The 25,357-nt window shown below is 45.4% G+C and carries 26 protein-coding genes; 17 read left to right on the top strand and 9 right to left on the bottom strand.

The annotated features are described in order from the left end of the window. The 13 genes from AC6H3C_RS05480 (at window position 1) to AC6H3C_RS05420 (ending at window position 9,695) form a co-directional block, all read left to right on the top strand. The gene (locus AC6H3C_RS05480) at window positions 1–177 is read left to right on the top strand and encodes a cbb3-type cytochrome c oxidase subunit 3 (RefSeq protein WP_497519671.1); all 177 of its coding nucleotides are present in this window, start codon (window positions 1–3) and stop codon (window positions 175–177) included. Window positions 178–195: 18 nt separating this feature from the next. Continuing rightward, entirely contained in the window at window positions 196–822 is a 627-nt protein-coding gene (locus AC6H3C_RS05475; protein ID WP_497519670.1) for a cbb3-type cytochrome c oxidase N-terminal domain-containing protein, read from the top strand. Window positions 823–871: 49 nt separating this feature from the next. After that, the gene (gene ccoG / locus AC6H3C_RS05470) at window positions 872–2,299 is read left to right on the top strand and encodes a cytochrome c oxidase accessory protein CcoG (RefSeq protein ID WP_497519669.1); all 1,428 of its coding nucleotides are present in this window, start codon (window positions 872–874) and stop codon (window positions 2,297–2,299) included. After that, entirely contained in the window at window positions 2,289–2,738 is a 450-nt protein-coding gene (locus tag AC6H3C_RS05465; protein ID WP_497519668.1) for a FixH family protein, read from the top strand. Before ccoG ends, AC6H3C_RS05465 begins: the two co-directional genes overlap by 11 nt. Window positions 2,739–2,749: 11 nt before the next feature. Continuing rightward, entirely contained in the window at window positions 2,750–3,472 is a 723-nt protein-coding gene (locus AC6H3C_RS05460; protein ID WP_497519667.1) for a sulfite exporter TauE/SafE family protein, read from the top strand. Window positions 3,473–3,652: 180 nt separating this feature from the next. Next, window positions 3,653–4,462, top strand: a complete 810-nt coding sequence (locus AC6H3C_RS05455; protein ID WP_497519666.1) for an SCO family protein — start codon at window positions 3,653–3,655, stop codon at window positions 4,460–4,462. 8 nt (window positions 4,463–4,470) lie between these two features. Continuing rightward, the gene (locus AC6H3C_RS05450; protein WP_497519665.1) at window positions 4,471–6,084 is read left to right on the top strand and encodes a cytochrome c oxidase subunit I; all 1,614 of its coding nucleotides are present in this window, start codon (window positions 4,471–4,473) and stop codon (window positions 6,082–6,084) included. 12 nt (window positions 6,085–6,096) lie between these two features. Further along, window positions 6,097–6,714: a cytochrome c oxidase subunit 3 family protein gene (locus AC6H3C_RS05445; RefSeq protein ID WP_497519664.1), complete on the top strand. Its 618-nt coding sequence runs from the start codon at window positions 6,097–6,099 to the stop codon at window positions 6,712–6,714. A 14-nt stretch (window positions 6,715–6,728) separates the two neighbouring features. Beyond that, window positions 6,729–7,013, top strand: coding sequence for a cytochrome C oxidase subunit IV family protein (locus tag AC6H3C_RS05440; protein WP_497519663.1), 285 nt, complete (start codon window positions 6,729–6,731; stop codon window positions 7,011–7,013). Between the two features lie 5 nt (window positions 7,014–7,018). Next, window positions 7,019–7,957 carry a cytochrome c oxidase subunit II gene (gene coxB / locus AC6H3C_RS05435; RefSeq protein ID WP_497519662.1) on the top strand — a complete coding sequence of 313 codons (939 nt, stop codon included), beginning with the start codon at window positions 7,019–7,021 and terminating at the stop codon, window positions 7,955–7,957. Beyond that, entirely contained in the window at window positions 7,954–8,832 is an 879-nt protein-coding gene (locus AC6H3C_RS05430; RefSeq protein ID WP_497519661.1) for a protoheme IX farnesyltransferase, read from the top strand. Before coxB ends, AC6H3C_RS05430 begins: the two co-directional genes overlap by 4 nt. 65 nt (window positions 8,833–8,897) lie before the next feature. Continuing rightward, the gene (locus AC6H3C_RS05425; protein WP_497519660.1) at window positions 8,898–9,377 is read left to right on the top strand and encodes a DUF302 domain-containing protein; all 480 of its coding nucleotides are present in this window, start codon (window positions 8,898–8,900) and stop codon (window positions 9,375–9,377) included. A 3-nt stretch (window positions 9,378–9,380) separates the two neighbouring features. Next, window positions 9,381–9,695, top strand: a complete 315-nt coding sequence (locus tag AC6H3C_RS05420) for a heavy-metal-associated domain-containing protein (RefSeq protein WP_497519659.1) — start codon at window positions 9,381–9,383, stop codon at window positions 9,693–9,695. Between the two features lie 75 nt (window positions 9,696–9,770). On the opposite strand, the gene AC6H3C_RS05415 is transcribed toward AC6H3C_RS05420, so the two are convergent. The 3 genes from AC6H3C_RS05415 to tnpA form a co-directional block, all read right to left on the bottom strand. Continuing rightward, window positions 9,771–11,162, bottom strand: coding sequence for an outer membrane beta-barrel protein (locus tag AC6H3C_RS05415; RefSeq protein ID WP_497519658.1), 1,392 nt, complete (start codon window positions 11,160–11,162; stop codon window positions 9,771–9,773). After that, window positions 11,159–11,713 (bottom strand): RNA polymerase sigma factor, encoded by a 555-nt coding sequence (locus tag AC6H3C_RS05410; protein ID WP_497519657.1) that lies wholly within the window; start codon window positions 11,711–11,713, stop codon window positions 11,159–11,161. Before AC6H3C_RS05410 ends, AC6H3C_RS05415 begins: the two co-directional genes overlap by 4 nt. 392 nt (window positions 11,714–12,105) lie before the next feature. Further along, a complete protein-coding gene (gene tnpA / locus AC6H3C_RS05405; RefSeq protein ID WP_497516157.1) occupies window positions 12,106–12,528 on the bottom strand; it encodes an IS200/IS605 family transposase in 423 nt (140 codons plus the stop codon). A 134-nt stretch (window positions 12,529–12,662) separates the two neighbouring features. Between tnpA and AC6H3C_RS05400 the strand changes: the two genes are divergently transcribed. Next, window positions 12,663–13,898, top strand: coding sequence for a serpin family protein (locus AC6H3C_RS05400; protein ID WP_497519656.1), 1,236 nt, complete (start codon window positions 12,663–12,665; stop codon window positions 13,896–13,898). A gap of 100 nt (window positions 13,899–13,998) precedes the next feature. On the opposite strand, the gene AC6H3C_RS05395 is transcribed toward AC6H3C_RS05400, so the two are convergent. The 5 genes from AC6H3C_RS05395 to AC6H3C_RS05375 form a co-directional block, all read right to left on the bottom strand. Beyond that, the gene (locus AC6H3C_RS05395) at window positions 13,999–15,345 is read right to left on the bottom strand and encodes an OmpP1/FadL family transporter (protein WP_497519655.1); all 1,347 of its coding nucleotides are present in this window, start codon (window positions 15,343–15,345) and stop codon (window positions 13,999–14,001) included. A 314-nt stretch (window positions 15,346–15,659) separates the two neighbouring features. After that, window positions 15,660–17,051, bottom strand: a complete 1,392-nt coding sequence (lpdA, locus tag AC6H3C_RS05390; RefSeq protein WP_497519654.1) for a dihydrolipoyl dehydrogenase — start codon at window positions 17,049–17,051, stop codon at window positions 15,660–15,662. A gap of 159 nt (window positions 17,052–17,210) precedes the next feature. Beyond that, window positions 17,211–18,308: a redoxin domain-containing protein gene (locus AC6H3C_RS05385; protein WP_497519653.1), complete on the bottom strand. Its 1,098-nt coding sequence runs from the start codon at window positions 18,306–18,308 to the stop codon at window positions 17,211–17,213. Between the two features lie 129 nt (window positions 18,309–18,437). Further along, a complete protein-coding gene (gene meaB / locus AC6H3C_RS05380) occupies window positions 18,438–19,562 on the bottom strand; it encodes a methylmalonyl Co-A mutase-associated GTPase MeaB (RefSeq protein WP_497519652.1) in 1,125 nt (374 codons plus the stop codon). A 92-nt stretch (window positions 19,563–19,654) separates the two neighbouring features. Then, window positions 19,655–20,746 (bottom strand): DUF1573 domain-containing protein, encoded by a 1,092-nt coding sequence (locus tag AC6H3C_RS05375; protein ID WP_497519651.1) that lies wholly within the window; start codon window positions 20,744–20,746, stop codon window positions 19,655–19,657. 293 nt (window positions 20,747–21,039) lie between these two features. On the opposite strand from AC6H3C_RS05375, the gene AC6H3C_RS05370 reads away from it, so the two are divergent. Continuing rightward, window positions 21,040–22,407, top strand: a complete 1,368-nt coding sequence (locus AC6H3C_RS05370) for a sensor histidine kinase (protein WP_497519650.1) — start codon at window positions 21,040–21,042, stop codon at window positions 22,405–22,407. 2 nt (window positions 22,408–22,409) lie between these two features. Then, window positions 22,410–23,123, top strand: a complete 714-nt coding sequence (locus tag AC6H3C_RS05365) for a response regulator transcription factor (protein ID WP_497519649.1) — start codon at window positions 22,410–22,412, stop codon at window positions 23,121–23,123. Window positions 23,124–23,133: 10 nt separating this feature from the next. Here the strand turns inward: AC6H3C_RS05365 and AC6H3C_RS05360 are convergent, their stop codons facing one another. After that, the gene (locus AC6H3C_RS05360; RefSeq protein ID WP_497519648.1) at window positions 23,134–24,171 is read right to left on the bottom strand and encodes an ATP-dependent 6-phosphofructokinase; all 1,038 of its coding nucleotides are present in this window, start codon (window positions 24,169–24,171) and stop codon (window positions 23,134–23,136) included. Between the two features lie 326 nt (window positions 24,172–24,497). Between AC6H3C_RS05360 and AC6H3C_RS05355 the strand changes: the two genes are divergently transcribed. Beyond that, window positions 24,498–25,289, top strand: coding sequence for a 3-keto-disaccharide hydrolase (locus AC6H3C_RS05355; RefSeq protein WP_497519647.1), 792 nt, complete (start codon window positions 24,498–24,500; stop codon window positions 25,287–25,289). The last annotated feature ends 68 nt before the right edge of the window (window positions 25,290–25,357 follow it).

The following is a 25,357-nucleotide window of genomic DNA, read 5'->3' as shown; positions in this document are numbered from 1 at the left end:
ATGATCGGAGAAACACTCAGAAGTATTGAGCATGTCGGTATATATGCGATTATTGGCTTTTTTATCTTCTTTATCTTCTTTATCCTGGTAGCCATACACACGGTAAAGATGGACAAAGAAAAGACCCGACGATTCAGTCATTTACCTTTGGATGACAACAAGGAGCAAACAAGTTGAACTGAAAAAATCAGCCTTATGACAACAGAAAAGAATCAACAGCAACACGCCAATAAACCAGCAGAATACGACGATTTATCCAAAATAAAGTTCATCGGGGGACACGAATACGACGGGATCCGGGAGCTCGACAATGGCATCCCGGCCTGGTTCAAATATTTGTTTTACGCGACCATTGTTTTCGCCTTCTCCTACCTGATGCTGGTGTTTGTGTTTAAAGATGAAAGCATTATCCAGGAAAAAGAATACCGCGAAGAAATGGCTGCGGCCCGCAGGGACAAAGGACAACTCGCAATCGAAACCAGCGCGGTGGCCGAAGTCAAACCAAAGTCGGAAGCCGAAATAATGGCCGACGGAAAACTGACCTTCGACCGGATTTGCTCGGTTTGTCACGGCAAGTTCGGACAAGGTTTGGTTGGCCCCAACATGACGGATGAATACTGGATTCATGGAGGAAGTTATGAAAATATGAAAGAGGTGGTGCTAAACGGGGTGATCGAAAAAGGGATGATCCCCTATAAAGATCAGCTGTCGCGTGACCAAATTCACAATGTTATTACGTATATCCGGTCGCTGCAAGGCAGCAATCCACCTAACCCGAAAGCGCCCGAAGGTGAAAAATACAATCCCGAAACAACCGAATAGCTTACAGTCCGGTTAGCCAAATACAGATATAATCAAAAAACAAGCCGGTATGGAGCACATGGAAAAACCCGAAGAATTCAGGAAAGTCACCTTTCGCGACCGTATTTCGACGGTAGGCAACGACGGGAAGCGGGTATGGGTATTTCCGCAAATGCCCAAGGGAAAACTTTATAACTACCGCCGCGTGGTAGCTTACCTGCTGTTACTGTTTTTCTACCTCGCCCCCCACCTGAAAATGAACCACCAGCCCTTGGTCCTGCTCGACTTTGCCAACAGGCATCTTACCTTGTTTGGCCAGACCTTCTATCCGCAGGACGCTCACTTGCTCGTATTGATCCTGCTTACTTTTTTGGTTTTCATCATTCTTTTTACCGTCATTTACGGACGTGTTTTCTGCGGATGGGCCTGCCCGCAAACCATCTTCATGGAGTTTTTATACCGTCCGGTTGAATACCTGATTGACGGTAACCGGAACAAACAACGCGAATTGGCCCGGCAGGAAATGAACCCGGCGAAGGCATTCAAACGGATCCTGAAGCACGGTATTTTCCTGATGATCTCATTTTTCAGCACACTCACCTTTTTAGCATACATCATCAGCTTCCGGGAAGTGAGCTTACTTCTGCAAGGCTGGCCGTTTCCCAACACGGGAAGTTTTCTGGCTGTTCTGGCATTCACCGGAGCCCATTATTTCATCTTCGCCTGGTTTCGCGAACAGGTTTGCACCCTGGTGTGCCCCTACGGACGGCTGCAGGGAGTGATGCTCGATCAGAATTCCATCGTGGTAGCCTACGATTACAAACGCGGTGAACCTCGCGGACGGGGAAAACACGAGGAAAAAGGCGACTGCATTGATTGTAAACGTTGTGTGGATGTTTGCCCCACCGGCATCGACATCCGGAACGGCACCCAACTGGAGTGCATTCATTGCACGGCCTGCATGGATGCCTGCAATGCCGTGATGTACACCATCAACAAACCCGCCGGCCTCATCCGTTACGCATCCGAACGCTCAATCCGGGAAGGAACCGGCAAACTGATGAATGCCCGTTCGCTGGCCTATTCGGTAGTCCTTTTCATTTTAGTTGGCGTCGCCGGTTTTGCATTTATCGACCGCAGCGAAGTGGAAACCACCATTATCCGCATGCAGGGAACCCTGTTTCAGGAACACGGGCAAGAGGCATACAGCAATTTGTACAACCTCCAAATGATCAATAAAACCAATACGGCCGCGACGCTCGACTTGCAGTTGCTGGAACCGGAAGGCGAAATCAGGGTTCTGGGCAACCCACTTGTGGTTAAGCCGGGAGAATTGATTTCACGAAACCTGCTCATCATCTTAAATAAACCGATCCTGAAAAGTTCCAGCACCCGGATCATCATTGGGGTGTACAAGGAAGGTGTGCTGACGGATAAGATCAGTTCAGGCTTTGTGGGACCAAATTCATTGGATAAAAAACAAACCTATGAAGATTAGTATCAATTGGGGAACAGGAATTGTCATCGCCATCATCCTGATGATTTCGGGCATGCTGTTTCTGGTGTACCTGGCCACCCGGCAGGACGATTACCTGGTAGAAAAAGATTATTACCAAAAATCAGTCAATTACCAGGAACAAATTGACCGGATCAGGAATGCCAATCAACTTTTGGTGAAACCTGGCTTCAGCTATGGCGACCACCGGCTGACCCTGCAACTACCCGACGAGTTTAAAGGAAAAACGATTACCGGCCAATTGCGCATCTACAGCCCGGCGAACGAAGCTTACGATCTCAACTTTCCCCTGAATCCCGATACGGCCCTGAGGCAACATATGCGACTGGAACAATTACCCAAGGGCCGCTATACCCTGAAACTGGACTGGACAGCAGGAGAAAAGGCTTATTACTTCGAGCAAAGTTTCCATAACGAATAAAATCAAATAAGATGGCTGATTTAATCACACCTTTAACCTTAGGATTGCTTGGCAGTTTTCATTGCATTGGCATGTGCGGCCCCATCGCGGTGGCGCTTCCACTTAGAAGCCACAGCTGGCTGTCGAAAATCAGTGGCGGAATACTTTACAACCTCGGGCGAACCCTCACCTACGCCCTGTTAGGCATCCTGTTTGGCCTGCTGGGAAGGGGTATTCAAGTGGCCGGATTTCAGCAATGGACTTCGATCCTGTTAGGTATCCTCATGATCCTGAGCGTTCTGTTTCCTTATTTTTTCAGGCAGAAGATCAGCATCGGCAACTTATTCACAGGTTATGCCGCCCGGCTGATCAGCAACCTGCAACAACTTTTCAGGAGCCACAACTGGTCGTCGCTGTTTCTGATCGGTTTACTGAACGGCCTGCTTCCCTGCGGGTTGGTTTACGTGGCTGTTGCCGGAGCCATCAACACCAACCAGGTGATTGGCGGCGCCTTGTTTATGGCCTTGTTCGGATTGGGTACCATCCCGATGTTGCTGGCGGTTTCGCTAACCGGAAGCGCCATCAGCGCCGGCTTAAGATCAAAGATGCGTAAGCTTGTGCCCTACTTTGTGGTCTTACTGGGAATCCTGTTCGTGCTGCGCGGCCTTTCGCTGGGTATCCCTTACGTGAGTCCCAAAAGTGAAAAGTTAGCCCCAAAAACCGAAGTCGTTCACGAGGAAAGTTGTTGTCATTAGCCAAACCGTTCTTCATTTCGCCTAAATTGATTTATCACGAAGAAGCGGGGAATGTAAGCCGATTAAAACTGAAAATTTTCGGTTTTTATTCATTTTCATTAAACATTCAACAGTGCTTAAGGGTTTCTTATCATGAAATTGAAACGGGTCAATTTATTTTGAATAAAATCAAAAATCAAAATGGCTAAAATTCAAAGGCAAAACCCCAAATTCTTAATCATCGGTATCTTGCTTTTCCTGTTTTCGGGAGCAGCAGGACAGTCATCGCTGATTGACGACCGCAGCAGGGAGCCGGAGATTGGCGTGATTGAACACCTGGACGACTATTTGCCTGATGACATTTATATTGTTGGAGAAGATTCACAGAAAGTAACTCTGACCAGCCTGATTGACAGGCCCACCATCCTGAACCTGGTGTATTACCGTTGTCCGGGAATTTGCAGCCCGCTGATGGAAGGCCTGGCTGATGTGATGAATAAATCGGACCTGAAAGCCGGAGTGGATTATCAGGTGCTCACCATCAGTTTCGATCCGACCGAAACCCTTGATCTGGCCTTGCGGAAAAAAACGAACTACCTCAACCTGACAGATAAAAAAGAAGAAATTGCAGGGGGGTGGAAATATTTCATATCCGACAGTGCCAGCATTGCCAAACTGACCCAAACCGTTGGTTTCAGGTATAAACGCACCGGCAACGATTTTCAACACGCCGCGTCGGTGATGGTGATCAGCCCCGACGGGAAGATTACCCGTTACCTCAACGGACTTTATTTTTTACCCTTCGAATTTAAAATGGCCATCGTTGAAGCCGGCAAAGGACAATCGGGGCCAACCATCAATAAACTGCTGCAATATTGTTACTCCTACGATCCGGTTGGCCAGACATACGTATTGAATGTCACCAAAATATCCGGCACGCTGATCCTGTTTTTTGCAGCGCTTATTTTCCTGTACCTGATTTTGAAACCCAAGAAGAAAATAACAAACTAACTATTTTTATGCAAGCAAGTTCTCAAATACCCCATGATGTAAGTTATCTCGATTACCAAGGGAAGTACAAAGGCATACTGGGTTGGATTTTGTCGACCGACCACAAACGGATCGGCCTGCTGTACATGTATTCCATGATGACGCTTTTTCTGGTTGGTGTGGCTTTGGGTCTCGCCATGAAGCTGGAGCTGATCGCTCCGGGAAAGACCATCATGGAAGCCAAAGATTACAATGCCGTATTTACGGTTCACGGGGTGATTATGATTTTCATGATTGTTGTTCCCGGGCTTCCGGCCGTGTTTGGTAATTTTTTACTGCCGATCATGATCGGCGCCAAAGACGTAGCCTTTCCCAAGTTGAACCTTCTTTCGTGGTACGTGTATATTGCCGGAGCATTTTTGGTGATTTCCTCCCTGATTTTTGGCGACGGATCACCTGATACGGGCTGGACCTTTTACGCGCCCTACAGTTTCAAAACCGGTTCGAACCTCCTGCCGGCCATATTTGGCGCCTTTGTTTTGGGCTTTTCATCCATCCTCACGGGCTTGAATTTCATTGTGACCATCCACCGGATGCGGGCGCCCGGAATGACCTGGACCAAGATGCCGCTTTTCCCCTGGACGCTTTACGGAACAGCCTGGATACAACTGCTGGCCACACCGGTGATTGGCATCACGCTGGTATTGGTTTCCCTGGAACGAATCTTCGGGATCGGGATTTTTGACCCGGTATTGGGTGGCGACCCGATCCTGTACCAGCATTTATTCTGGATTTACTCGCATCCCGCCGTGTATATTATGATTTTACCGGCCATGGGCGCCATTTCCGAGATCATCCCGACCTTTGCACAAAAACATATTTTTGGGTACAAAGCCATCGTCGGCTCAACACTGGCCATTGCTTTTGTAGGCTACTTTGTATGGGGGCACCACATGTTCACTTCGGGCATGAGCGGGACCGCCCAGTATACATTCTCGTTATTAACTTTTTTAGTGGCCATTCCAAGCGCGATTAAAGTGTTCAACTGGATCTCCACCATGTATAAAGGGTCTATCAATGTGCAAACACCGTTTTTCTGGGCAGCCTCCTTTATTTTTGTATTCATGATCGGCGGTTTGTCCGGCCTGGTTCTTGGCGCTTTGGCCACCGATGTTTACCTGCACGACACGGCATTTGTTGTTGCCCATTTCCATTTTATCGTTTTTGGCGGCGTAGGCTTCTCCTTTTTCGGCGCTATTCACTACTGGTTCCCAAAAATCTTCGGACGCATGTATGATAAATCCTGGGCCAATGCCGGTTGGATCACATTCTTTGTCGGTTTTCTGGCCCTGTATTCGCCCATGTTTTATCTCGGCTTCCTGGGGATGCCCCGGCGGTATTACGATTATCTGGAACAATTCCACTCGGCCAACATTTTATCCACTTTAGGTTCATGGGTGATGACTTTTGGTTTAGTGATCATCATCATCAACCTGTTCCGGTCGGCAAAACACGGGGCGCCGGCGCCTGAGAACCCCTGGGGAGGAAAAACCCTGGAGTGGACCGTTCCTTCGCCCCCTCCGGTAGAAAATTTTGAGACCATCCCTGTTTACCGGGAAAAAGACGGACCTTACGAATACTAAAAACGAATACCTATGTCACAAGTTATCCATCACGATGAACATTACGATGCCGAAGGTTCAAAAATAGGGATGTGGCTGTTTATTTTTACAGAACTGCTCCTTTTCGGCGGATTATTCATCGTTTATTCCGTTTACCGCTTCATGAACCAGGAAGCCTTTCATTTGGCAGCCGAAGAATTAAATACTTCGATCGGGGCAATCAACACCGTGATCCTGCTCATCAGCAGTATGACCATTGCCATGTCGACTTCTGCCATTCAAAAGGGGCATAAAGGAACAACTATTTTGTTGCTCGAAATTACCTTCATCCTCGGCCTGGTTTTTTTAATCAACAAGTATTTTGAATGGGGAATCAAATTTGACCACGGCATTTTCCCCGGATCGGAACAGATGCTGGAAAACCTCAGCCAGGGCGAGATCCTGTTCTTTGGCTTGTACTTTGTCATGACCGGCCTGCACGCCCTTCACATCATCATCGGCTTAATCCTGATCGGCGTTACGCTGGCCAAAGTATCGAAAGGAACCGTACATGCCGAACGATCGGCCCTGCTCGAGAACTCGGGACTTTACTGGCACCTGGTCGACCTGATCTGGATTTTCCTGTTCCCCTTATTTTATCTAATCCATTAATACCTGGTTGAAGTATGGAAAACGAAAAACATCACATCATCTCATACCGGACATACTTTTTTATTCTGCTGGCCTTGTTAGTCTTCACCTTCCTGTCGGTTATGATCACAGGAATTGAATTGGGAGAATTAACCGTTGCAGCAGCGCTGGTTTTTGCTTCGGTAAAATCATACCTGGTACTGACATATTTTATGCACCTGAAGTATGACAAACCGTACATCCGCCTGATGGTAGGATTTGTATTTATGCTTTTTCTGGCTGTAATCATCATCACCTTTTTCGACTACTCATTCAGATAATGACTATGTATATATTAGCATCCACACAAGCTTCCAATTTTGTTTCCGGTGTCGACCGGGCATTTATAATTATCCTGGCCGTTTCATTTTTTTTCCTGATCGGCTTAACGGCAACGATGATCTGGTTTATTTACCGTTACAATAAGAAACGGAACCCGCAAGCCACCCAAATCAAAGGAAGCAACACGCTCGAAATCGTTTGGACGGTCATCCCTACTATCCTGGTTCTGATTATGTTTTACTACGGATGGGCGGGTTGGAAACCTATGACCAAAGCTCCGGAAGACAGTTTTGAGATCGACGTGATTGCCCGGATGTGGAACTTCACCTTTGAATATGAAAACGGGAAAAAAACAGATACCTTATTTATTCCTAAAGACAGGCCGGTAAAACTAAACCTGGTCGCCCTGGATGTATTACATTCGGTTTATATCCCGGCTTTCAGGGTAAAAGAAGATGTGGTTCCGGGGAAAGACAAATTCATGTGGTTTATCCCACAAAAAGAAGGTACCTATGAATTGTTCTGCACCGAATATTGCGGCTTACAACATTCGTATATGTACAATTGGGTGAAAGTGATGCCTGAAGAAGACTTTGAAAAATGGTATGTTGATACCACCATCAAGGTTGCAGCAGTTGATTCGCCTTCGGCTGCCGGAAAAAGGATTATGACCAACATTGGCTGTCTGGCCTGTCATACACTCGACGGATCAAAACTGATCGGTCCTTCCTTTAAAGGTTTATACGGAAGCACCAGGTCGGTAACAACCGGCCGGGAGAAACGGGAAGTAGTGGCCGATGACGAATACATCAAACATTCGGTTTTCGATCCGGGGGCCGACATAGCCGCCGGCTTCAACAAGGGTTTGATGCAATCGTACCAGGGGCAGTTATCGGAAGAGGATGTGGCATTAATCATTGAGTACCTGAAAACATTACAATGACGAAACTGAGTATCCACGCTTATGTCAAAATTATACTGGAACTGGGCAAAGTGCGGATTTCGTTACCCGTCGCCTTATCTGCCCTAACCGGCTTCGCCCTGCAGACGGGCAAAATCGGTCCATCCGGTTTATGGCTGGCCCTGGGGGTATTTCTGATTTCATGCAGCTCAAGCGCCATCAACCATTGGCAGGAGTACAAAACGGATGCCCTGATGCCCCGCACCCGGATGCGTCCGATCCCATCGGGAAAGGTCAGCACCGGTTTCGCAGTCGTCACCGCCCTGATGTATTTGCTGTTAGGTAGCCTGGTTTTACTGACTCATCAGCCGGTTATTGCATGGATCGCCAGCCTGATCACCCTCGTTTCGTACAATGCGTTTTATACGCCGTTAAAAAAAATCACCGCCTTTGCCGTGGTGCCCGGTTCGCTGGTTGGGGCACTTCCACCCTATGTCGGCTGGCTGGCTGCCGGAGGTTCGCTTACCGACCCGGTTATCTTTTGGGTAGCCACCTTCTTTTTTATTGGACAAATTCCTCATTTCTGGCTGCTTTTACTTATGTTCGGCAAAGAATACAAACTGGCAGGGTATCCCAGCCTGCATGATCATTTTACCGAAAACCAGATTAAGCGATTGAGTTTTACCTGGGTATTGGCAACCATAGCTTCTGCTTTAATCATTGCCGTAAAAATCATGATTGGCCACGTAGCCATATTCATTCTTATTTTTTATATTTTTTACCTGACATTTACCTTAAGCACCGAGATCCTGGTAAAAAAGAACCTGCGTGTTCGTCCGGCATTTTTCAAGCTGAACTTCCTCTACCTCTTCATGATGATCGCCCTGATTGTCGACAGCTTGTTGTTTCGCTCGTGAACATTTGCCTGCTACGAATGTTTCATTGAAATATCTATATGGTTGGATATTCAATCGTTTTAATCATGAAAAAAGGTACACCTATGTTTTTAACAGGAATAATTACCGGTCTGATCATCAGCTTGGTCTTCATTTTACTGATGGCGCCAAAGATGATGTTTACCGTGAGCGAAAGTCAATTCGACTTTGAAAAAACGAAGGAACTGATTGAACAGGCCAGTAAAGAAAATAACTGGAGCATGCCTCATCAGTACGATTTACAGGCTACCATGTCGAAAAACGGGTTTGCCGTGAAGCCGGTAACTGTTTTTTCTGTTTGCAAACCGGATCTTGCCGTAAGGATTTTGGACGACGACGCCAACCGGCATATTTCGTCGATGATGCCTTGCCGTATCGCGATTTATGAAAAAGCCGACGGCAAAACCTACATTGCCCGGATGAACGCCAACTTCATGGCCAAACTACTCGGAAGCGAAGCGAGAGCCGTGATGAACGAAGCCGGCGCCGGAAGTGAAAAAATTCTTGAACAAGTCATTAAAAAATAAGCAATGACCATAAAAACGGTGATTCTGCTATCGGCAGTCGTGTTGCTCCTGTCCTGCGGACAAAAAACGGTAAAGGAAGCTGAAACCCTTACTGCAACAGTGCAGGTTGAAATCGTATTTCATGTAGAAGGAATGACCTGCGACCACTGCGAGATGTCGGTCCAGAAAAGTGTCAGCGAACTGAAAGGCGTCAGCCTGGTGGAAGCGAACCACGAAGATTCGACAACCCTTGTTTCATTTGATCCGGAAAAAACGACCGAAAAAGAGATTATTTCAGCCATCGAAAAACGAGGTTATACGGTAACCGGGCATAAGTAAGCTTTCCGGGTAAATGCATTCATCAACCAAACTATCCGGTGATCTGGTTCCGATCAGTCCCGTACAGTCTGTTCTTTAAAAACGGTAACTCAAACCGGTGTGAACCCCAATGGTATAGGGTTTAAAATTAACCGACGGGTTATCGGACAGGGAGCCCAGGTAATATTTCAGCTGCGGTTCAATACGCAACTGAAGCTTCTCGGTAAACCCGTAAGCCAATCCAAAACCGAAACTGGTGGAATAGTTGATCTTGTTCATATCTTTCGTACTGCCAATACGGTTTTGCCCGCTTCCGTCTTCCATATAAGTATTGTTGCCGATCAGGAAACCGGTATTTAGCCCGCCTAAGAGCTGAACATCGATGGTTTTGTCGATCACCAGGTAACGAACCAGGAGCGGAATCTCCATGTACTCAAATTGCTGGTCGAAACTGGCGCTGGTCAGCATTACTTCCCGACCGGAGGAAAAGCTCGATTCGGGCGAAACAGACAAACTGGTGCCGTCCGGCAAATTATCCAGTTCAACCACTCCCGCTGACGCATTAATCTGCATGATTCCTTTTTCAACCTGTACACCTGTATTTAAATAGCTTTTATCCAGGGCATCAGACACGAAATTCATACTTTCGCGCGAAGGGCTGTTCGAAGAAGATTGCCCCAATTGATTATAGTACAAACCGCTCTGGATGCTCCACCGCTTGCCGGTAGAATAACCAACGGAAACGCCCCCTCCCAACTGCATGTTTTTAGTCGAGCCCGGATGCGTCATATTGCTGGCATAAACTGCATCGTATGAGCTCTGATTAACCGCATAAACCGGCGAAACCATAGCCCCCACATCCCAGGATTTGGCGGTTTTTTCCACTTTCAGTGTGGTCAGCTGTTTCTGATTTAGTTCGATCATGGCCAAATCGGATGCCGACAAGCGGTCGGTTTCATCCTCTTTATCGCTGTTCATTTCTGCCAAGCTGACCCGTTGAATGCTGCTTTGTGATTCAAGCCTGGCATCGCGCGGAACCAATGCCCGGTACGACTCGCGACTTTCAGTTATCGCTTGCACCGTTAACGGCGAAGTCTCATTTTCTGATTTTAGTTGTCCTAACAACACCGGTTGTCTCTGTTCCTGAATTTCAGTTACCGAACCTTGCCCGGCTGAAGGCCCGGATATCCCGCCTGGTTTTTCAATGACCCCGGGCGTCGCCTGATCAGGCAATTGATTGCTTATTTGTTCAACGACCGTATCTGGAAATTCCTCATGCCGGTTATTTTGCAGTCGCCAGCCAAGTACAAAGGCTAACAACACAGCAGCCGCAACCCCACTGATCCGAATAACCATAAACAGCCGTTTCTTCCGTTGCATGTTCTGCTTCTCGCGGATCCGGTCCCAAACATATGCCGGCGGACTCTGTTCAAATTGGTCTAATTTTGAACGGATTAGCTCATCCAATATGTTATCGTTGTTTATCATGCAGAATAATTATTTTCCAGCTTTTCAAAATTCATCACGACTTTTTTTTTCAGAATTATCCGGGCACGGGACAGATTAGATTTAGACGTTCCTTCCGATATTTTCAGCTCATCCGCTATTTCTTTATGATTCATCCCTTCAAAAATGAACAGGTTAAAAACCATTCGGTATCTGGGAGGAAGCTCCTGAATCAGTTTCATCAGGTCGTTGGCCGATATCTCCGAAATAATTTCATCTTTAAAATCCGGGGTATCATAAACAGCCATATCTTCCACCGGGTATAACAAATGTTGCTTCCGGTATTTTTCGAGGGAGACATTCACCATAATCCGCCTGATCCAGCCCTCGAATGAGCCCTCATGCCGAAATGTTCCAATTTTTTCAAAGACCTTCATAAATCCGTCCTGTAAGTTATCCTCAGCTTCGGTCTGATCTTTACAATAGCGCATACAAACCCCATACATCTTTGGTGCAAATAACTGGTATAAACGGGCCTGAGCCTTCGGTTTTCCAGCAGCACAATCTTTTATGAGTTGACTGAGGTCTTCCAAGGTTAAATCAATTAGCTAAGTGTAAAATTACCTTATTTCGGCAATTCACGGTTTAACTTGTACATCTCTTCTCAAGCGAAGATGCGAACCTGTGCGCAATGGTTGCGTAAACAATTAAAAAAAATTAACCGGTAACGCAACAATGGAACTCTCTGATCATCTATATGTAAAAAGTCACGAGAACCGGATTCCGATGAAATGCCATGATGAATCGAATCCCGTAGCCTGAGAATTTGAAAATCATGGCAGTATTTTTGCAGATAAACGACAGAACAGAAACACAGAAGTAAAAATCCACACCCAAAGGATGTGGCTTTGGGATAACCCCTGGAAGGGGTAATTTGCTTTTACCCTCAAAGAAGGTAAAAGTTGTTGTCCCCACAGGTTAATGACTACTTTTCTTCTTCTCGTTTATCTTTCTTTTCCTGATACTTGACGTACCTCTTGATCATCTCCGCATCCAGTCCTACTGTATCCACACAGTAGCCTTTTGACCAGAAATGATTGCCCCAATAGGGGCGGCTCTTCAAGCTCTTATATTTGTTGAACAGCCGAATTGCTGTTCGTCCTTTAAAAATCCCAACCATGTCAGAAATAGAGACTTTCGGCGGAACCATCAAAACCAGATGTACGTGATCTTCCTGTACGTTCAACTCCTCAATAATACAGCCTTTCTGCTCCGAGAAAGCCTTGATGCAGTGTTCCACTTCAATTTTGATTTCTCCCTTCAATATTCTATACCTATATTTAGGGGTCCATACGATATGGTACATGCAATGCCAGATCGCATGCGACAACTTCTTAAAACGACTCATTGTTTTTTCCTTTCTTTGGTTGTGGGGACAACCTTCTAAAGGTAAATATGAGTCGTTTTACAGGCAAACCCGTGGAACGTCTCTGACCACGTTCAGAGAACGTGGGTTTTTAACTTGAACTAAAAACTTTACGGATGAAAAAGATTTTTGGCAGCTTACTGACCCTTTTGATGCTATTTTTGGCTATTTCCTGCCATGATGATGAACCGGTCGACCAACCGCCAACCACTATTCAGCTTGACCTGAAATCCGCGCAAATCATTGATGCCGATAATCAATTTGGTCTTGGGCTTTTTCAACAGCTGCTTGATGAAGAAGCCGCTAATTCGAACCTGATGATTTCGCCACTGAGCGTTTCCCTGGCCTTAGCCATGGCTTATAACGGCGCCGAAGGAGAAACAAAAGCCCAGATGGAAGCCTTATTACACAAAAACGGATTTACTCCTGATGAGATCAACAAAGCCTATCAGAACCTGGTTGATGCGCTGGTTTCACATGATCCCCGGGTGAATCTTGAAATTGCCAATGCGATTTTTTACAACCAAAACTTTTCGGTCAAATCAAGCTTCCTGCAAACCAACAAGGTTTATTACCAGGCCGAAGTCAAGGACCTGGATTTTTCGAACGCGGCGGCGACTTTAAAAACAGTAAACGATTGGGTGAAACTTAACACCAACAATAAAATTGAGAGCATCCTCGACCAGGTTTCGCCTTATGATGTGCTGTACCTGCTAAATGCCATCTATTTTAAAGGCATCTGGACCTATCAATTTGATAAGAAGGAAACCAGAAACCGGGTCTTTTTTCTCGAAGATGGCCGGGAATTATCTGTTCCGACCATGGTGGCCGAAGAAACATTCAGATACACCGATCAATCTCAATTTGAGCTGATTGAACTTCCGTATGGCGGCGAAAAATACTCCATGCTTATTTTCCTTCCAAAATCAGGCTATTCGGCCGACGATGTCGCCAGGTTGCTGAACCAGGAAGACCTGTCCTTCTGGTTAAGCAATATGCACGGGTACAACAAGAAGATTTTTCTTCCCAAATTTGAATTCTCGTATAAGAAAAGTCTGGCAGAGACACTGAAAACATTGGGTATGACTGATGCTTTCTCTCCGTCGCTCGCAAATTTTACCGGGATTTCCGATGCAAACGACTTATTCGTTTCTGATGTGCTTCATAAAACCTATCTGAAAGTTGATGAACAAGGAACTGAGGCAGCAGCCGTCACCGCCGTGATCGTCGGAACCACCTCGGCCGGACCCGACCCCGTGTTTGCCGTTGATCACCCCTTTGTTTTTGCTATCCGCGAAAAAGACACCAATGCCATCCTGTTTATCGGGAAAGTAACCAATCCGTTGGAATAAATAAACTGATCTCAATCATCCGGTATAAAAAGGAAGAGGCCGTCTGAAAAGTTCTAAATTTTCAGACGGCCTCTTCCCGATATGGGCTCAAAGCTTATTTCTATATAAACAGATGATAGGTCAAACCAATTGAAAAAACCAGGTTTGTTTTATCGTACGATTCTTTGAAAGGAACTCCCTGGTTATTACTTTCTTTATAGTTACTGGCATAGGCTGTATAAAGCATGCCCAAATCCAGATCTGTTCGTTCATTCACCTTGAACATCAATCCCATCCCCACCGAATTGCCGGTCAGGCTAAAACTAATGTCCGATTGAAAACCACGTCCCACACCGGTTTTGGTATACATATAACCGGCGCTGATGGTTGTGATCTCAGAAATCCGGTACTCCATTCCCAGCGCCAGTTCGTAAAGGTTTTTGTCAACGTTTTCTTCTTTTCCTTCCCAATCGGCATTTTTATCGAAATAATTGGAGTATGACGCAGAGATCTTCATATTGCTGAACAACTGATAATCAACCCCTGCGGCCAGAATCGCCGGAATATCGTTTCTGAACTTAGCCCCATCCGGAAATTGACCGGTTCCGTCAACTTTTGTTTCGTTCGTCATTTCCAGTTTCGTCCGAAACTCATACCTCATACCGATGTTAAGTTTCTCACCGGGTTTAATATTCAATCCCAAAATTGGGATCAATCCCTTCCCGGTCTGTTTTACATCAACATCTTTATCAGCCGTTAAGGCGGCATAGCCCGGTTGACCGATAGCCGTGAAAAAATCAGTCGCAGGCATAAAACTCCCGTTCGGGTTAATTTGCGGATGTTGTGGATTAATCAGGATGTTATGAATATGGCCATCATAGGTATTCACGGCATTAAGGTAACGGATGCCTATTGATCCACTGAGAATTTCATTGATCTCATACGATGCCCCTAACTGAAAACCAAGAAACACCGACGATCCTTTAAAAAAAAGATCAGCTGAGTAATTACTTGTTGGGATGCCGAAACCCGAAATCACCGTTGGCAAGGTCGAAAACGGAATTTCAAATGAAGGCAAACCGGTTTTGTACTCGGCCGTACCCCCGCCTCCGTTAACTCCAAAACCAAACGACAATGCTAATTTGTCTTTTTTATAAACAGCAAAAGCTGAAGGAAACACCGGAACAGTGAGACCTCCGTCGTAAGTCGACTGATTTAACAGCGGAAAGCTATTTTCAATCGTTCTTGTTTGAAAAATACTTTGATTGTTTAACGAAAAATGGAATCCGTTTTCCAGCTTTACCAAACCTGCCGGGTTGTAATAAACGGCATCCGGCTGCGTGGAGGCATTGCGCGATAACATACGCACGTACTGCGCACTTTGATTGGCATTTGTTAAAATACCGCCGGCGTAACTAAAAGTAACACTCAATAAGCCTAAAAAAAGCGCTAATTTAATTTTCTTCATAAGGTCGCAAGATTAGTTGTTTGGCAAAAGTAACTTTTTTTACTATTGACCAAAACTTTTATGCTGAAAATCAACTAATTATGACTTTTCAAACAATGTATTCGTTTTTTCTATTTTTGCACCTTAAAAACCGGCTGCCTATACCGATGTTTTTTGAGCGAAAGATCATTATGCTGATTTCTCCCGTCTAATGACAAAGAGACCGTAAGGTGATTTCGATGAAAAGAAAGAGCAGGAAGATTTGAATAAAAAAAGGTTGCCGGTAAGCACATTAACATGAACCTACCGGACAACCTCTTGCCAAAATGATATTCTTAGATATGAATCACTTCGTCGTAAGCGGCAGCGGCTGCTTCCATAATCGCTTCGCTCATGGTTGGATGCGGGTGAATCGATTTGATCAGTTCATGCCCGGTTATCTCAAGTCGCTTAGCCACAACCAGCTCGGCAATCATTTCGGTGACATTCCCTCCGATCATATGCGCTCCTAGAAGTTCGCCGTATTTTGCATCAAAGATCAACTTGACAAAACCATCTTTCTGACCGGCAGCGCTTGCTTTACCGCTGGCCGAATACGGGAACTTACCCACTTTGATTTCATAACCGGCTTCTTTTGCTTTCTTCTCCGTCAAACCAACCGACGAGACTTCAGGTATGGTATACGTACAGCCCGGAATATTGCCGTAATCAACCGGATGCGGGTTTAGCCCGGCGATTTTCTCAACGCAGGTAATACCTTCGGCCGAAGCCACATGTGCTAATGCCGGCCCGTGAACAATATCGCCAATAGCATAAATCCCCTCCACATTGGTGCGATAAAAGTCATCAACTTTGATTTTGCCTTTCTCCACCACAACACCAAAATCTTCCAAACCAATATTTTCGATATTCGCATCAATACCAACGGCCGACAGCACGATTTCGGCTTCAACCAGTTCTTCGCCTTTTTTCGTTTTGATGGTCACTTTGCACAACTTGCCTGAAGTATCGACCGATTCGACCGAAGCATCAGTCATCACTTTCATCTTCATTTTTTTGAATGAACGTTCCAGCGTTTTCGATACTTCTTCATCTTCATTGGGCACCACATTGGGTAAAAACTCAACCAGGGTAACCTCTGTTCCGATCGACTGGTAGAAATAGGCAAATTCGCTGCCAATAGCACCCGAACCAACCACCACCATTGATTTGGGCTGTTTGGGCAGGTTCATCGCCTGGCGGTAACCAATAATTTTTTTACCATCCTGTTTCAGGTTGGGCAATTCGCGCGAACGCGCCCCGGTTGCCAAAATAATGTGTTTGGCCTGATAACTGGTTTTCGTCCCGTCGCCGGCAGTTACCTCTACCTGGCCTTTCCCTGCTAAACGGCCAAACCCATTGATCACATCAATCTTATTCTTTTTCAAAAGAAACTGAATTCCTTTACTCATTCCATCGGCAACGCCACGGCTGCGGCCAATCATGCTTCCAAAATCAGGTTTTATTTCACCTGAAACAGAAACGCCGTAATCAGCGGCGTGTTTGGCATACTCGTATACCTGGGCGCTTTTGAGCAACGATTTGGTAGGGATACAGCCCCAGTTGAGGCAAATGCCACCCAGGTTTTCTTTTTCTATGACCCCTACTTTCATGCCAAGTTGGGCGGCCCTGATGGCGGCAACATATCCGCCCGGACCACTCCCTATGACTAATACATCGTAATTCATAATTTTTGGATCTTTATTTTTTTATGCGATTTAAAACAAAACACGCCAGCACCTAAAATGTTTTGCAAAAACGCAAAGCCTGACCGGTTTTAAAAGAATAAAAGTCATCAAATCAACCCTATTTAAACAAAAAAGCCGGTGATCAACCGGCTCTCTGTTTTATGGCATCAATTCTTTTAGCTTTTCTTCCAATGCAGGCCCTCGCAGATTTTTTGCAATGATAACACCATCCTTATCAAGCAAAACGGAATGAGGGATTGAATTCACCCCATACAACTGGGCAACTTCGTTTTGCCAGTATTTCAGGTCCGACACGTGGTGCCAGGTCAGCTGGTCGTCGGCAATTCCTTTAAGCCAGGCATCCTTGTCGCGGTCGAGTGACACCCCGAGGATATCGAAACCTTTGTCTTTATATTTCTTATAGGCAGCCACAATATTTGGATTCTCCTGCCGGCACGGGCCACACCACGACGCCCAAAAGTCGACTAATAAATATTTTCCTCGTAACGATGTCAGGCTAACCGGATTTCCATCCGGGTCGTTCATGGTAAAATCGGGAGCTTCAACACCAATAGCCGTTTTTGATTGCACACTCAATATCTCGTTCAATTGTTTGAGATAAACCGATTCGCCCAACTCGGCTGAAAATCCGTCAACCAATGATTTCAGGTCGTTGTACTCAAGTTGGCTGGCCAACTGGGTAAGCGTAATAAACGGAGCTACCACCGAATTGCTGTTTTCGCGAACAAAATTCTTGGCAAAAACGGTCATATTATCCGATGCGGCTTCCACATCAATACGGATCCGATCCATTTCCTGCTGATTACCCGATGCCGCAGCGCTGGCAAATTGCTGCTGGTATTCGTTCATCTTTTCATTCATCACATTCAACTCGTCGAGATAGCTATTGAAGACATCGGTTGTGGGCGAACCCGTGACTTTGGTTGCCCGAAGGCTGTCCTTATAACTTTCAACCTTAATTTTTGCATTTTCGAGGAAGAATTGTGCAAAATAATCGCGTTCGTTTAAACGCAAATAGTGTAACTCCGTAACGCCTGCTTCGCCCTCCAGTTTGAATGTTCCATTCACGAGTTTAACGGTATCAAGCGTCACTGCCTGACCGGCTTCGGCTTTCACCAGGTAAACGATCCCGGAATCCAGACCGGCAATGGTTCCGGTAATCCGGTATTTGGCAGAATTACTCTGGCAGGCCGCCAGGAAAATCATCACGACAAACAGCAAACCTAAATTTTTCATCCGTATAAATTTTAATTTTAAAGTATTCCAGAAACCCGAAATTAATAGCATGGAACAAACTTCCACCGTCCTAAACACGAACTCATCCCCGTTCAACAGCACGATAAGGCGGTACAGAGTTCACCCCAATTATTTTACAGAACGGAAATAGGTCTCCAACAATTGTTTTGCTGCCACAAAAGAACTTAATTCCTCATTCAATACCTGTTGTTCCAATTCAGGGATGACCTTTTTGATATCCTGATTCCGGTAAAAGTTTATTTTCAGTTCTTCATTGATCGTTTCGTACATCCAGAATTTTGACTGCTCATTACGTTTGTACTGAAAATAACCGTTGGCATTCGCGAGACTAAGATAATCATTGATTGTTTTCCAGATTTCATCGATGCCCAGTTTTTTTATGGCCGAGCAGGTAAGTACCCGGGGTTTCCAACCCGAATCGGTTGGAGGAAACAAATGCAGGGCATTCATGTACTGGACCCGGGCCATCTCCGCGCGTTCCAGATTATCGCCATCGGCCTTGTTAATGGTAATGGCATCGGCCATTTCCATAATTCCGCGTTTGATCCCCTGTAACTCGTCGCCGGCCCCCGACAGCATCAGTAAAAGGAAAAAGTCGACCATGGAATGTACCGCGGTTTCACTTTGACCCACGCCTACCGTTTCGATAAAAATAACATCATACCCGGCTGCCTCGCAAAGGATGATGGTTTCGCGTGTTTTCCGGGCAACGCCACCCAGCGATCCGGCTGAAGGAGAGGGGCGGATGTAAGCATTCGGATCGGAAGATAGTTCCTCCATGCGCGTTTTATCGCCCAAAATACTGCCCTTCGACCGTTCACTGCTCGGATCGATCGCTAAAACGGCCAGCTTGTGCTCCCGCGAGGTAATGTATTTTCCCATCGATTCAATAAATGTACTTTTCCCCACACCCGGAACACCGGTAATACCAATACGAACAGACTTACCACTGTACGGCAAACATTTCAGTATGATTTCCTGGGCAATTTGCTGATGTTCTTTTTTTGAACTTTCGACCAGGGTAACCGCCTGGCTAAGCAGGCTTATGTTTCCTTCGAGAATACCGGTAACGTAAGCATCTGCCGCCAAGGTTGGTTTACGTCTGTTTTTAAGAAAGCGCTGAATCGAATCTTCATTAAATGGTTCGGGCCGATCGATACCCGGATTAACGGTGAGGCCTTTGTATTGCTCATCATTTTCAATATGGTCGTGCTCTTTATCACCAATCATCATAAAAATTTTTACGAAGGTAAAACATCAGGCATGATAAAAAAATAAGCCGCTCCAAAATTTGAAGCGGCTCAGGTAGGTATACGTAAATTAATTTATCCTGCGCTTTGAATGTTGGTTGATACCCGTAATATACTGGTAGGGTTTTTGGGGTCGTTTGTAATGACGGTAATGGCTTTATTTTGTCGTCCGCGCTTCCCGCTCGAGTCAAAAACAACTTTCAACGGCACCGATTCATTTGCTGTGATGACTTTCTTTTCGGGAGTTACCGCTGTACAGCCGCACGATGTTTTTACATTTCGGATAATCAAATCTCGTTTCCCCAGGTTTTTAATGGTGAACACATATTCAACCTTGTCGCCTTCTTTGATGTCGCCAAAATCGTGCGCATCCTCGTTAAACGAAACAACCGGGGCACTGGCCAGTTCTTCCGGCGATAAGGAGGTAAAATCTTCCTCAATGGTCGCTGAAACGCCAATCGAATTCCGGTAATCGGATTTACCGTCAACATTTAAATAAATGCGGTGCATCACAAAACCATAAGAGCCCACCTTAGAGGCATCGTAGGCAACCACGATATGACCTTTTTCGTTCGGTTTCAAAACAGCCGGAACCACCTTTACGTTCAAATGCTCCGGGGGCGATTTAAAATCGAGTGTCACGGGAGCTTGTGAATCATTGACGATTTCCAGGGTATCAGTCAACACCTGATTTTCATTGATTTTAACAAAGGCGATGTGGTTGGACTTCGCCCTGACCGGACCGATTTCGCGCGGATAGACCTCGGCAAGCGTTTTTTGACGGGCTTCCACATTTCCTTTGATCCGGAGAATCGTTCTGGGAATATCGCCGTTGGCAGAAACGGTGATGGTTTTATTAAACGGGCCGGGACGATTCTGGGGATTATAACTCACCTTAATCAGTCCCTTCTCTCCGGGTGCAACCGGCTTTTTGGTCCACTCCGGAGTCGTGCAACCACACGATGCCTGAACATTATTCAGGATCAGCGGAGTCGCCCCGTTGTTTAAAAAACTAAAACTGTAGGACTGAGGACCGGCATCTTCCTTAAAGGTGCCAAAATCATGCTCAATTTTCTCAAATACAATCTTGGCCTGAGCCGATTGTCCGCTCACATTTCCTGAAATCAGGAATGCCAGCAGAACGAAAAAAATAAATCTCACTTTCATAGTAATATATTTTTTCAGTTTGATAAGTTATGTCAAATTTTGGCTTGTGCTTTTTCCTAACAACCAATTTTCCAGCTTTTTTTTGAATGATTGCCCCTGGTCTTTGTTGTAATTTATTTTTGTCAAAGATAAAACTCTTGATTCAAATAACCGAACATTTATACAAAGCTAAAAAAGCTGAATATTTTGTGTTGTTAATTGCAATAAACTTTTGTTAACGACTTGTTAACACACACTTATCTTTAAAAAAATGATTAGTTTCGTACTGCTCAAGTAAGCGTATCGCGATAAATATGGGAAGAAATACAATCAGGGTCGTCATTGTTCTGGCAACTTTTTCGATGCTTGGAATATTATTGATCCAGTTCTTTTTCTTTAAGAACACGGTTAATATTAACGAAAAGAAATTCCACGATTCAGCCACGCTGGCGCTTAAAAATGTTGCCCGGCATCTGCATGAATACAATGCAAAAACATTAGGTTACCCCAACAACCATGATATTTCTGCGGCCGTCGACCAAATTTCGAACAACTATTACGTGGTGAATGTAAACGATGTGATTAACCCGGGCCTGCTCGAGCATTTTCTGATCAAAGAATTTAAGAACAACAACATTGAACTTGAATTCGAATACGCCATTTACGATTGCGAAAATAATCAAATGGTTTACGGAATTTCGCTTACCGAGAAGAACGACAGCCTGAACCGGCAAAATATTCATTCGGAACAAAGCAACGGGTGTACCGCAGATGAGGAAATTTTTGAGAACCATTATCAACTGAAATCGATCAAAAAATCCAATTGCAGTCTTCCAACCTGCGAAAAATATACCTATTATTTCGGCGTTTATTTCCCAAACCGGTCAAAATATTACAGCAGTCAAATCCACACCTGGTATGTGGTAAACGGTTTTCTGCTCATTGTCATTCTGTTTTTCGGCTATACCATTTATGTGATTTTCAAACAGCGCCGGTTGAGCGAAATCCAGAAAAATTTCATCAACAACCTGACCCACGAATTCAAAACGCCAATTGCCTCCATCGACCTGTCGGCCAAAGTGCTGGCCGACCCTAAGATTATCAATCATCCCCGGCGGCTCGAAGAATATTCAAAAATAATCGGGGAACAAACCCAACGCCTTTCATCGCAGGTAGAAAGAGTGTTGCAAATGGCGACCATCGAGAAGAAAAGGATACAACTGGATTTACGGGAAATCAAGCTGGCAGAGTTCATCGAAAGAACCATTGAGGAGTTTAAAACCAGTCAGAACGGGCACCAATACGAAATTGAATTTGATGCCAACGACCGGGATGCGGTAATCCAGGCAGACAGGCTGCATTTTGCCAATGTTATTTTTAATATTCTCGATAATGCGTTCAAGTACTGCGACGAAGTTCCCCGCGTCGTCATCATCCAAACCGTTGAGAAAAACCACATTAAGATAAGCTTTGCCGACAATGGCCTGGGCATTCCCAAAGAATACCGCAAAAAAATCTTCGGACGCTTTTTCCGCATCCCGACCGGAGACGTTCACAATGTAAAAGGCTTTGGTCTCGGACTCGACTACGTCAGAAAAATCACCGACCGGCACGGGTGGAAAATAAATGTATCGGATAATTCGCCCAAAGGCAGTATTTTTACACTATCTATACCTGTATAAATATGGATTTTACCGGAAAAAAAATTCTTTTTGTCGAAGATGACAAAACCCTGAACTTCATCATCCGCGACAACCTGGAAGAGGCAGGCTACGTAGTTACGGCGGTTGAAGACGGAGAAAAGGCGCTTACCATGTTTAAACAAGTAGCCTTCGACCTTTGCCTGTTCGACGTGATGCTGCCCAAACTGGATGGTTTCTCGCTGGCAAAAAAAGTGCGCGAACAGGATCAGCGGATCCCGATTTTATTTCTGACGGCCAAATCGCTGACGGAGGACAAAATTAACGGTTTCGCGCTTGGCGGTGATGATTACATTACCAAACCCTTCAGCATGGAAGAATTGCTGATGCGTATCCGGGTTTTCATGAAACGCAGTCTCCCCGCCGACACTTCAGGAACTGAAGAAACCAAAATATACAAAGTTGGCCATTTCAATTTTCTGTTTGACAACCTGAGTCTCCAGTCGGCCAACGAAAAACGAACATTGACTTATAAAGAAGCCGAACTGCTCAGGTACTTTTGTGAGAATTCAAATTCGGTACTCAGCAGATCGGATATTCTGAAAAACGTCTGGGGATCTGACGATTATTACCTGGGAAGAAGCCTGGATGTATTCATCTCCCGGCTTCGTAAATATTTAAAAAACGATCCGAATATTAAGATCATAAACCTGCACGGCATCGGCTTCAGGTTTAATGCATCCATTGAGAAAAGGTAATCGCATATTTCTACAAATATTCGTCGCCAAACGAAACGCCCATTTTCCGGGCTTTTTGGATCAGCGGGTGATCTTTTTCAACAAGCCTCAACCGGTCGCTGATCTCAGCGAGGGGGACCGTCGTCAGTTCATTATTTCTCACAGCAACCATGGTCCCAAAATTGCCCTCAGCAATACATTGAGCGGCAAAAGCGCCGTAACGGGTAGCTAAAATCCGGTCCATCGGGCTGGGGCTTCCCCCTCGCTGAATGTACCCCAGCACGGTTTCCCGGGTCTCGATGCCGGTATAGGTTTCAATCGCCTCGGATAAATAACTGGCAGCAGAGGTGTTTTTCGGATGGTCAATTCCTTCGGCCACCACAACGATCGAATACGTTTTCCGGTTTTCATACCGTTCCTCTATCTTTTTACAAACAGAACGGATGTTGTATTCCAGTTCGGGTAACAGGATAATATCTCCCCCACCGGCCATTCCCGCGTATAAGGCAATCCATCCGGCATGATGCCCCATCACCTCAATAATCATGACCCGCTGATGCGAGTTGGCAGTTGTGTGCAGCCGGTCAATCGCCTCAGTGGCTATCAGCAGGGCCGAGTCGAAGCCAAATGTCACATCGGTTCCCCAAACGTCATTATCAATTGTTTTGGGAATGCCAATCACGTTCAGCCCTTCTTCGCGCAGACAATCCGCTGTTTTCATGGTTCCGTTTCCGCCAATGCACACTAAAGCATCCAGTCCCAGTTCGTGGTAATTTTGCCTGATCAGGGCAGGCTTTTCATTGTCTCCTTCTTTGACAAACTTGTAAGGCTTCTCACGCGAGGTTCCCAGGATGGTCCCCCCCAACGTCAGGATGCCCGACAGGTTTGACTCTTTCAATTCGACATACTCCTTTTCAATCAGTCCGGAATAACCGGCAGTAAAGCCAATCACTTCCATTCCATACTGAACAATAGCTGTCTTTCCAACCCCTCTGATTGCAGCGTTCAGCCCGGGACAATCACCTCCCGCGGTTAATATTCCTATTCGCCTTGGTTTTCCTGCTTTCATAATTCTGTCATTTTGGAGATTTATACGTTCAAGTCAGGCTAATTCTCACCGAAATTAATAAAACAAATTCTCTTTTTCATACTTTTCATCCATTTCAGAACGCAAATCCACGGTCAGTCATTTCAAACCGGCTTACTGCATGTACGTTAGCAGCATCATTCGGGAAAAATCTGTTCCAAGTGTCATCGGGAGAGCTGCAATGTAAAATTACAGTAGGAATTGCGTCCCGGAACGGTTTTTATACCGATCTTCAGAAGTTTTTTATAATTTCGTATGAAAATTAGATTTTCAGTTAATCTAAAGTGATAACCTAAAATTAATTACCAATGAGAAAATTTTTTTCGCTCCTATTGACCGGAATTTTGTTTTTATCTGTGGCCTGCAACAGCGGACAAAAAAAAGCTGAATCTGCCACTGATGAAAAATCAGCCACTGAAGAAATTGCTGCTGATAACGCGTTAACAACTACTGAAAAAGAAGCCGGCTGGATTCTGTTATTTGACGGAGAAAGCACAGACGGCTGGCGCGGTGTGAACAAAACTGCTATGCCCGGCGCATGGGAAGTCGTTGACGGTACCCTGTACTGCCAGGGCTCGGGTAAAGGCGAGGCCGGCGCAACTGATGGCGGCGACATCCTTTTTGACAAAAAATTCAAAAACTTTAACCTGAAGCTGGAGTGGAAGATTTCAGAAGGAGGTAACTCCGGTATCTTCTATCTAGGTCAGGAAGTTCCCGAATGGCCCATTTGGAAAACGGCCCCTGAAATGCAAATCCTCGACAACGAACGTCACCCGGATTCATTCTTAGGGAAAGACGGTAACCGCCAGGCAGGTTCGCTTTATGACCTGATTCCTGCAAAACCACAAAATACCAAACCCGCAGGAGAATGGAACTCGGTTGAAATTATCTGCTACAAAGGCACCGTGATTCACAAACAAAACGGTGAAACGGTGGTGGAATATCATTTATGGACCGATGACTGGAATACCCTGGTTGCCGACAGTAAATTCCCCGGCTTGAACGAAAACTGGGCCAATGTTGCCGAAGAAGGCTTCATCGCCCTGCAGGATCATGGCGATGATGTTTGGTTCAAAAACATCAAAATCAGAGAATTATAAGAGACTATCTATAGCTCAACGACAAAAGGGTTGCATAAGCAGCCCTTTTTTTATCTTCGAAAACCATC

The organism is Gaoshiqia sp. US2, from assembly GCF_059705485.1.
This window is presented reverse-complemented; position numbering and strand designations above follow the sequence as displayed.

What these genes read in the sequence shown, in the direction of transcription:
- AC6H3C_RS05480 (WP_497519671.1), top strand. Translation starts at nt 1, where the DNA reads ATGATCGGAGAAACACTCAGAAGTATTGAGCATGTCGGTATATATGCG.
- AC6H3C_RS05475 (WP_497519670.1), top strand. Translation starts at nt 196, where the DNA reads ATGACAACAGAAAAGAATCAACAGCAACACGCCAATAAACCAGCAGAA.
- ccoG (WP_497519669.1), top strand. Translation starts at nt 872, where the DNA reads ATGGAGCACATGGAAAAACCCGAAGAATTCAGGAAAGTCACCTTTCGC.
- AC6H3C_RS05465 (WP_497519668.1), top strand. Translation starts at nt 2,289, where the DNA reads ATGAAGATTAGTATCAATTGGGGAACAGGAATTGTCATCGCCATCATC.
- AC6H3C_RS05460 (WP_497519667.1), top strand. Translation starts at nt 2,750, where the DNA reads ATGGCTGATTTAATCACACCTTTAACCTTAGGATTGCTTGGCAGTTTT.
- AC6H3C_RS05455 (WP_497519666.1), top strand. Translation starts at nt 3,653, where the DNA reads ATGGCTAAAATTCAAAGGCAAAACCCCAAATTCTTAATCATCGGTATC.
- AC6H3C_RS05450 (WP_497519665.1), top strand. Translation starts at nt 4,471, where the DNA reads ATGCAAGCAAGTTCTCAAATACCCCATGATGTAAGTTATCTCGATTAC.
- AC6H3C_RS05445 (WP_497519664.1), top strand. Translation starts at nt 6,097, where the DNA reads ATGTCACAAGTTATCCATCACGATGAACATTACGATGCCGAAGGTTCA.
- AC6H3C_RS05440 (WP_497519663.1), top strand. Translation starts at nt 6,729, where the DNA reads ATGGAAAACGAAAAACATCACATCATCTCATACCGGACATACTTTTTT.
- coxB (WP_497519662.1), top strand. Translation starts at nt 7,019, where the DNA reads ATGTATATATTAGCATCCACACAAGCTTCCAATTTTGTTTCCGGTGTC.
- AC6H3C_RS05430 (WP_497519661.1), top strand. Translation starts at nt 7,954, where the DNA reads ATGACGAAACTGAGTATCCACGCTTATGTCAAAATTATACTGGAACTG.
- AC6H3C_RS05425 (WP_497519660.1), top strand. Translation starts at nt 8,898, where the DNA reads ATGAAAAAAGGTACACCTATGTTTTTAACAGGAATAATTACCGGTCTG.
- AC6H3C_RS05420 (WP_497519659.1), top strand. Translation starts at nt 9,381, where the DNA reads ATGACCATAAAAACGGTGATTCTGCTATCGGCAGTCGTGTTGCTCCTG.
- AC6H3C_RS05415 (WP_497519658.1), bottom strand. Translation starts at nt 11,162, where the DNA reads ATGATAAACAACGATAACATATTGGATGAGCTAATCCGTTCAAAATTA.
- tnpA (WP_497516157.1), bottom strand. Translation starts at nt 12,528, where the DNA reads ATGAGTCGTTTTAAGAAGTTGTCGCATGCGATCTGGCATTGCATGTAC.
- AC6H3C_RS05400 (WP_497519656.1), top strand. Translation starts at nt 12,663, where the DNA reads ATGAAAAAGATTTTTGGCAGCTTACTGACCCTTTTGATGCTATTTTTG.
- AC6H3C_RS05395 (WP_497519655.1), bottom strand. Translation starts at nt 15,345, where the DNA reads ATGAAGAAAATTAAATTAGCGCTTTTTTTAGGCTTATTGAGTGTTACT.
- lpdA (WP_497519654.1), bottom strand. Translation starts at nt 17,051, where the DNA reads ATGAATTACGATGTATTAGTCATAGGGAGTGGTCCGGGCGGATATGTT.
- AC6H3C_RS05385 (WP_497519653.1), bottom strand. Translation starts at nt 18,308, where the DNA reads ATGAAAAATTTAGGTTTGCTGTTTGTCGTGATGATTTTCCTGGCGGCC.
- meaB (WP_497519652.1), bottom strand. Translation starts at nt 19,562, where the DNA reads ATGATGATTGGTGATAAAGAGCACGACCATATTGAAAATGATGAGCAA.
- AC6H3C_RS05375 (WP_497519651.1), bottom strand. Translation starts at nt 20,746, where the DNA reads ATGAAAGTGAGATTTATTTTTTTCGTTCTGCTGGCATTCCTGATTTCA.
- AC6H3C_RS05370 (WP_497519650.1), top strand. Translation starts at nt 21,040, where the DNA reads ATGGGAAGAAATACAATCAGGGTCGTCATTGTTCTGGCAACTTTTTCG.
- AC6H3C_RS05365 (WP_497519649.1), top strand. Translation starts at nt 22,410, where the DNA reads ATGGATTTTACCGGAAAAAAAATTCTTTTTGTCGAAGATGACAAAACC.
- AC6H3C_RS05360 (WP_497519648.1), bottom strand. Translation starts at nt 24,171, where the DNA reads ATGAAAGCAGGAAAACCAAGGCGAATAGGAATATTAACCGCGGGAGGT.
- AC6H3C_RS05355 (WP_497519647.1), top strand. Translation starts at nt 24,498, where the DNA reads ATGAGAAAATTTTTTTCGCTCCTATTGACCGGAATTTTGTTTTTATCT.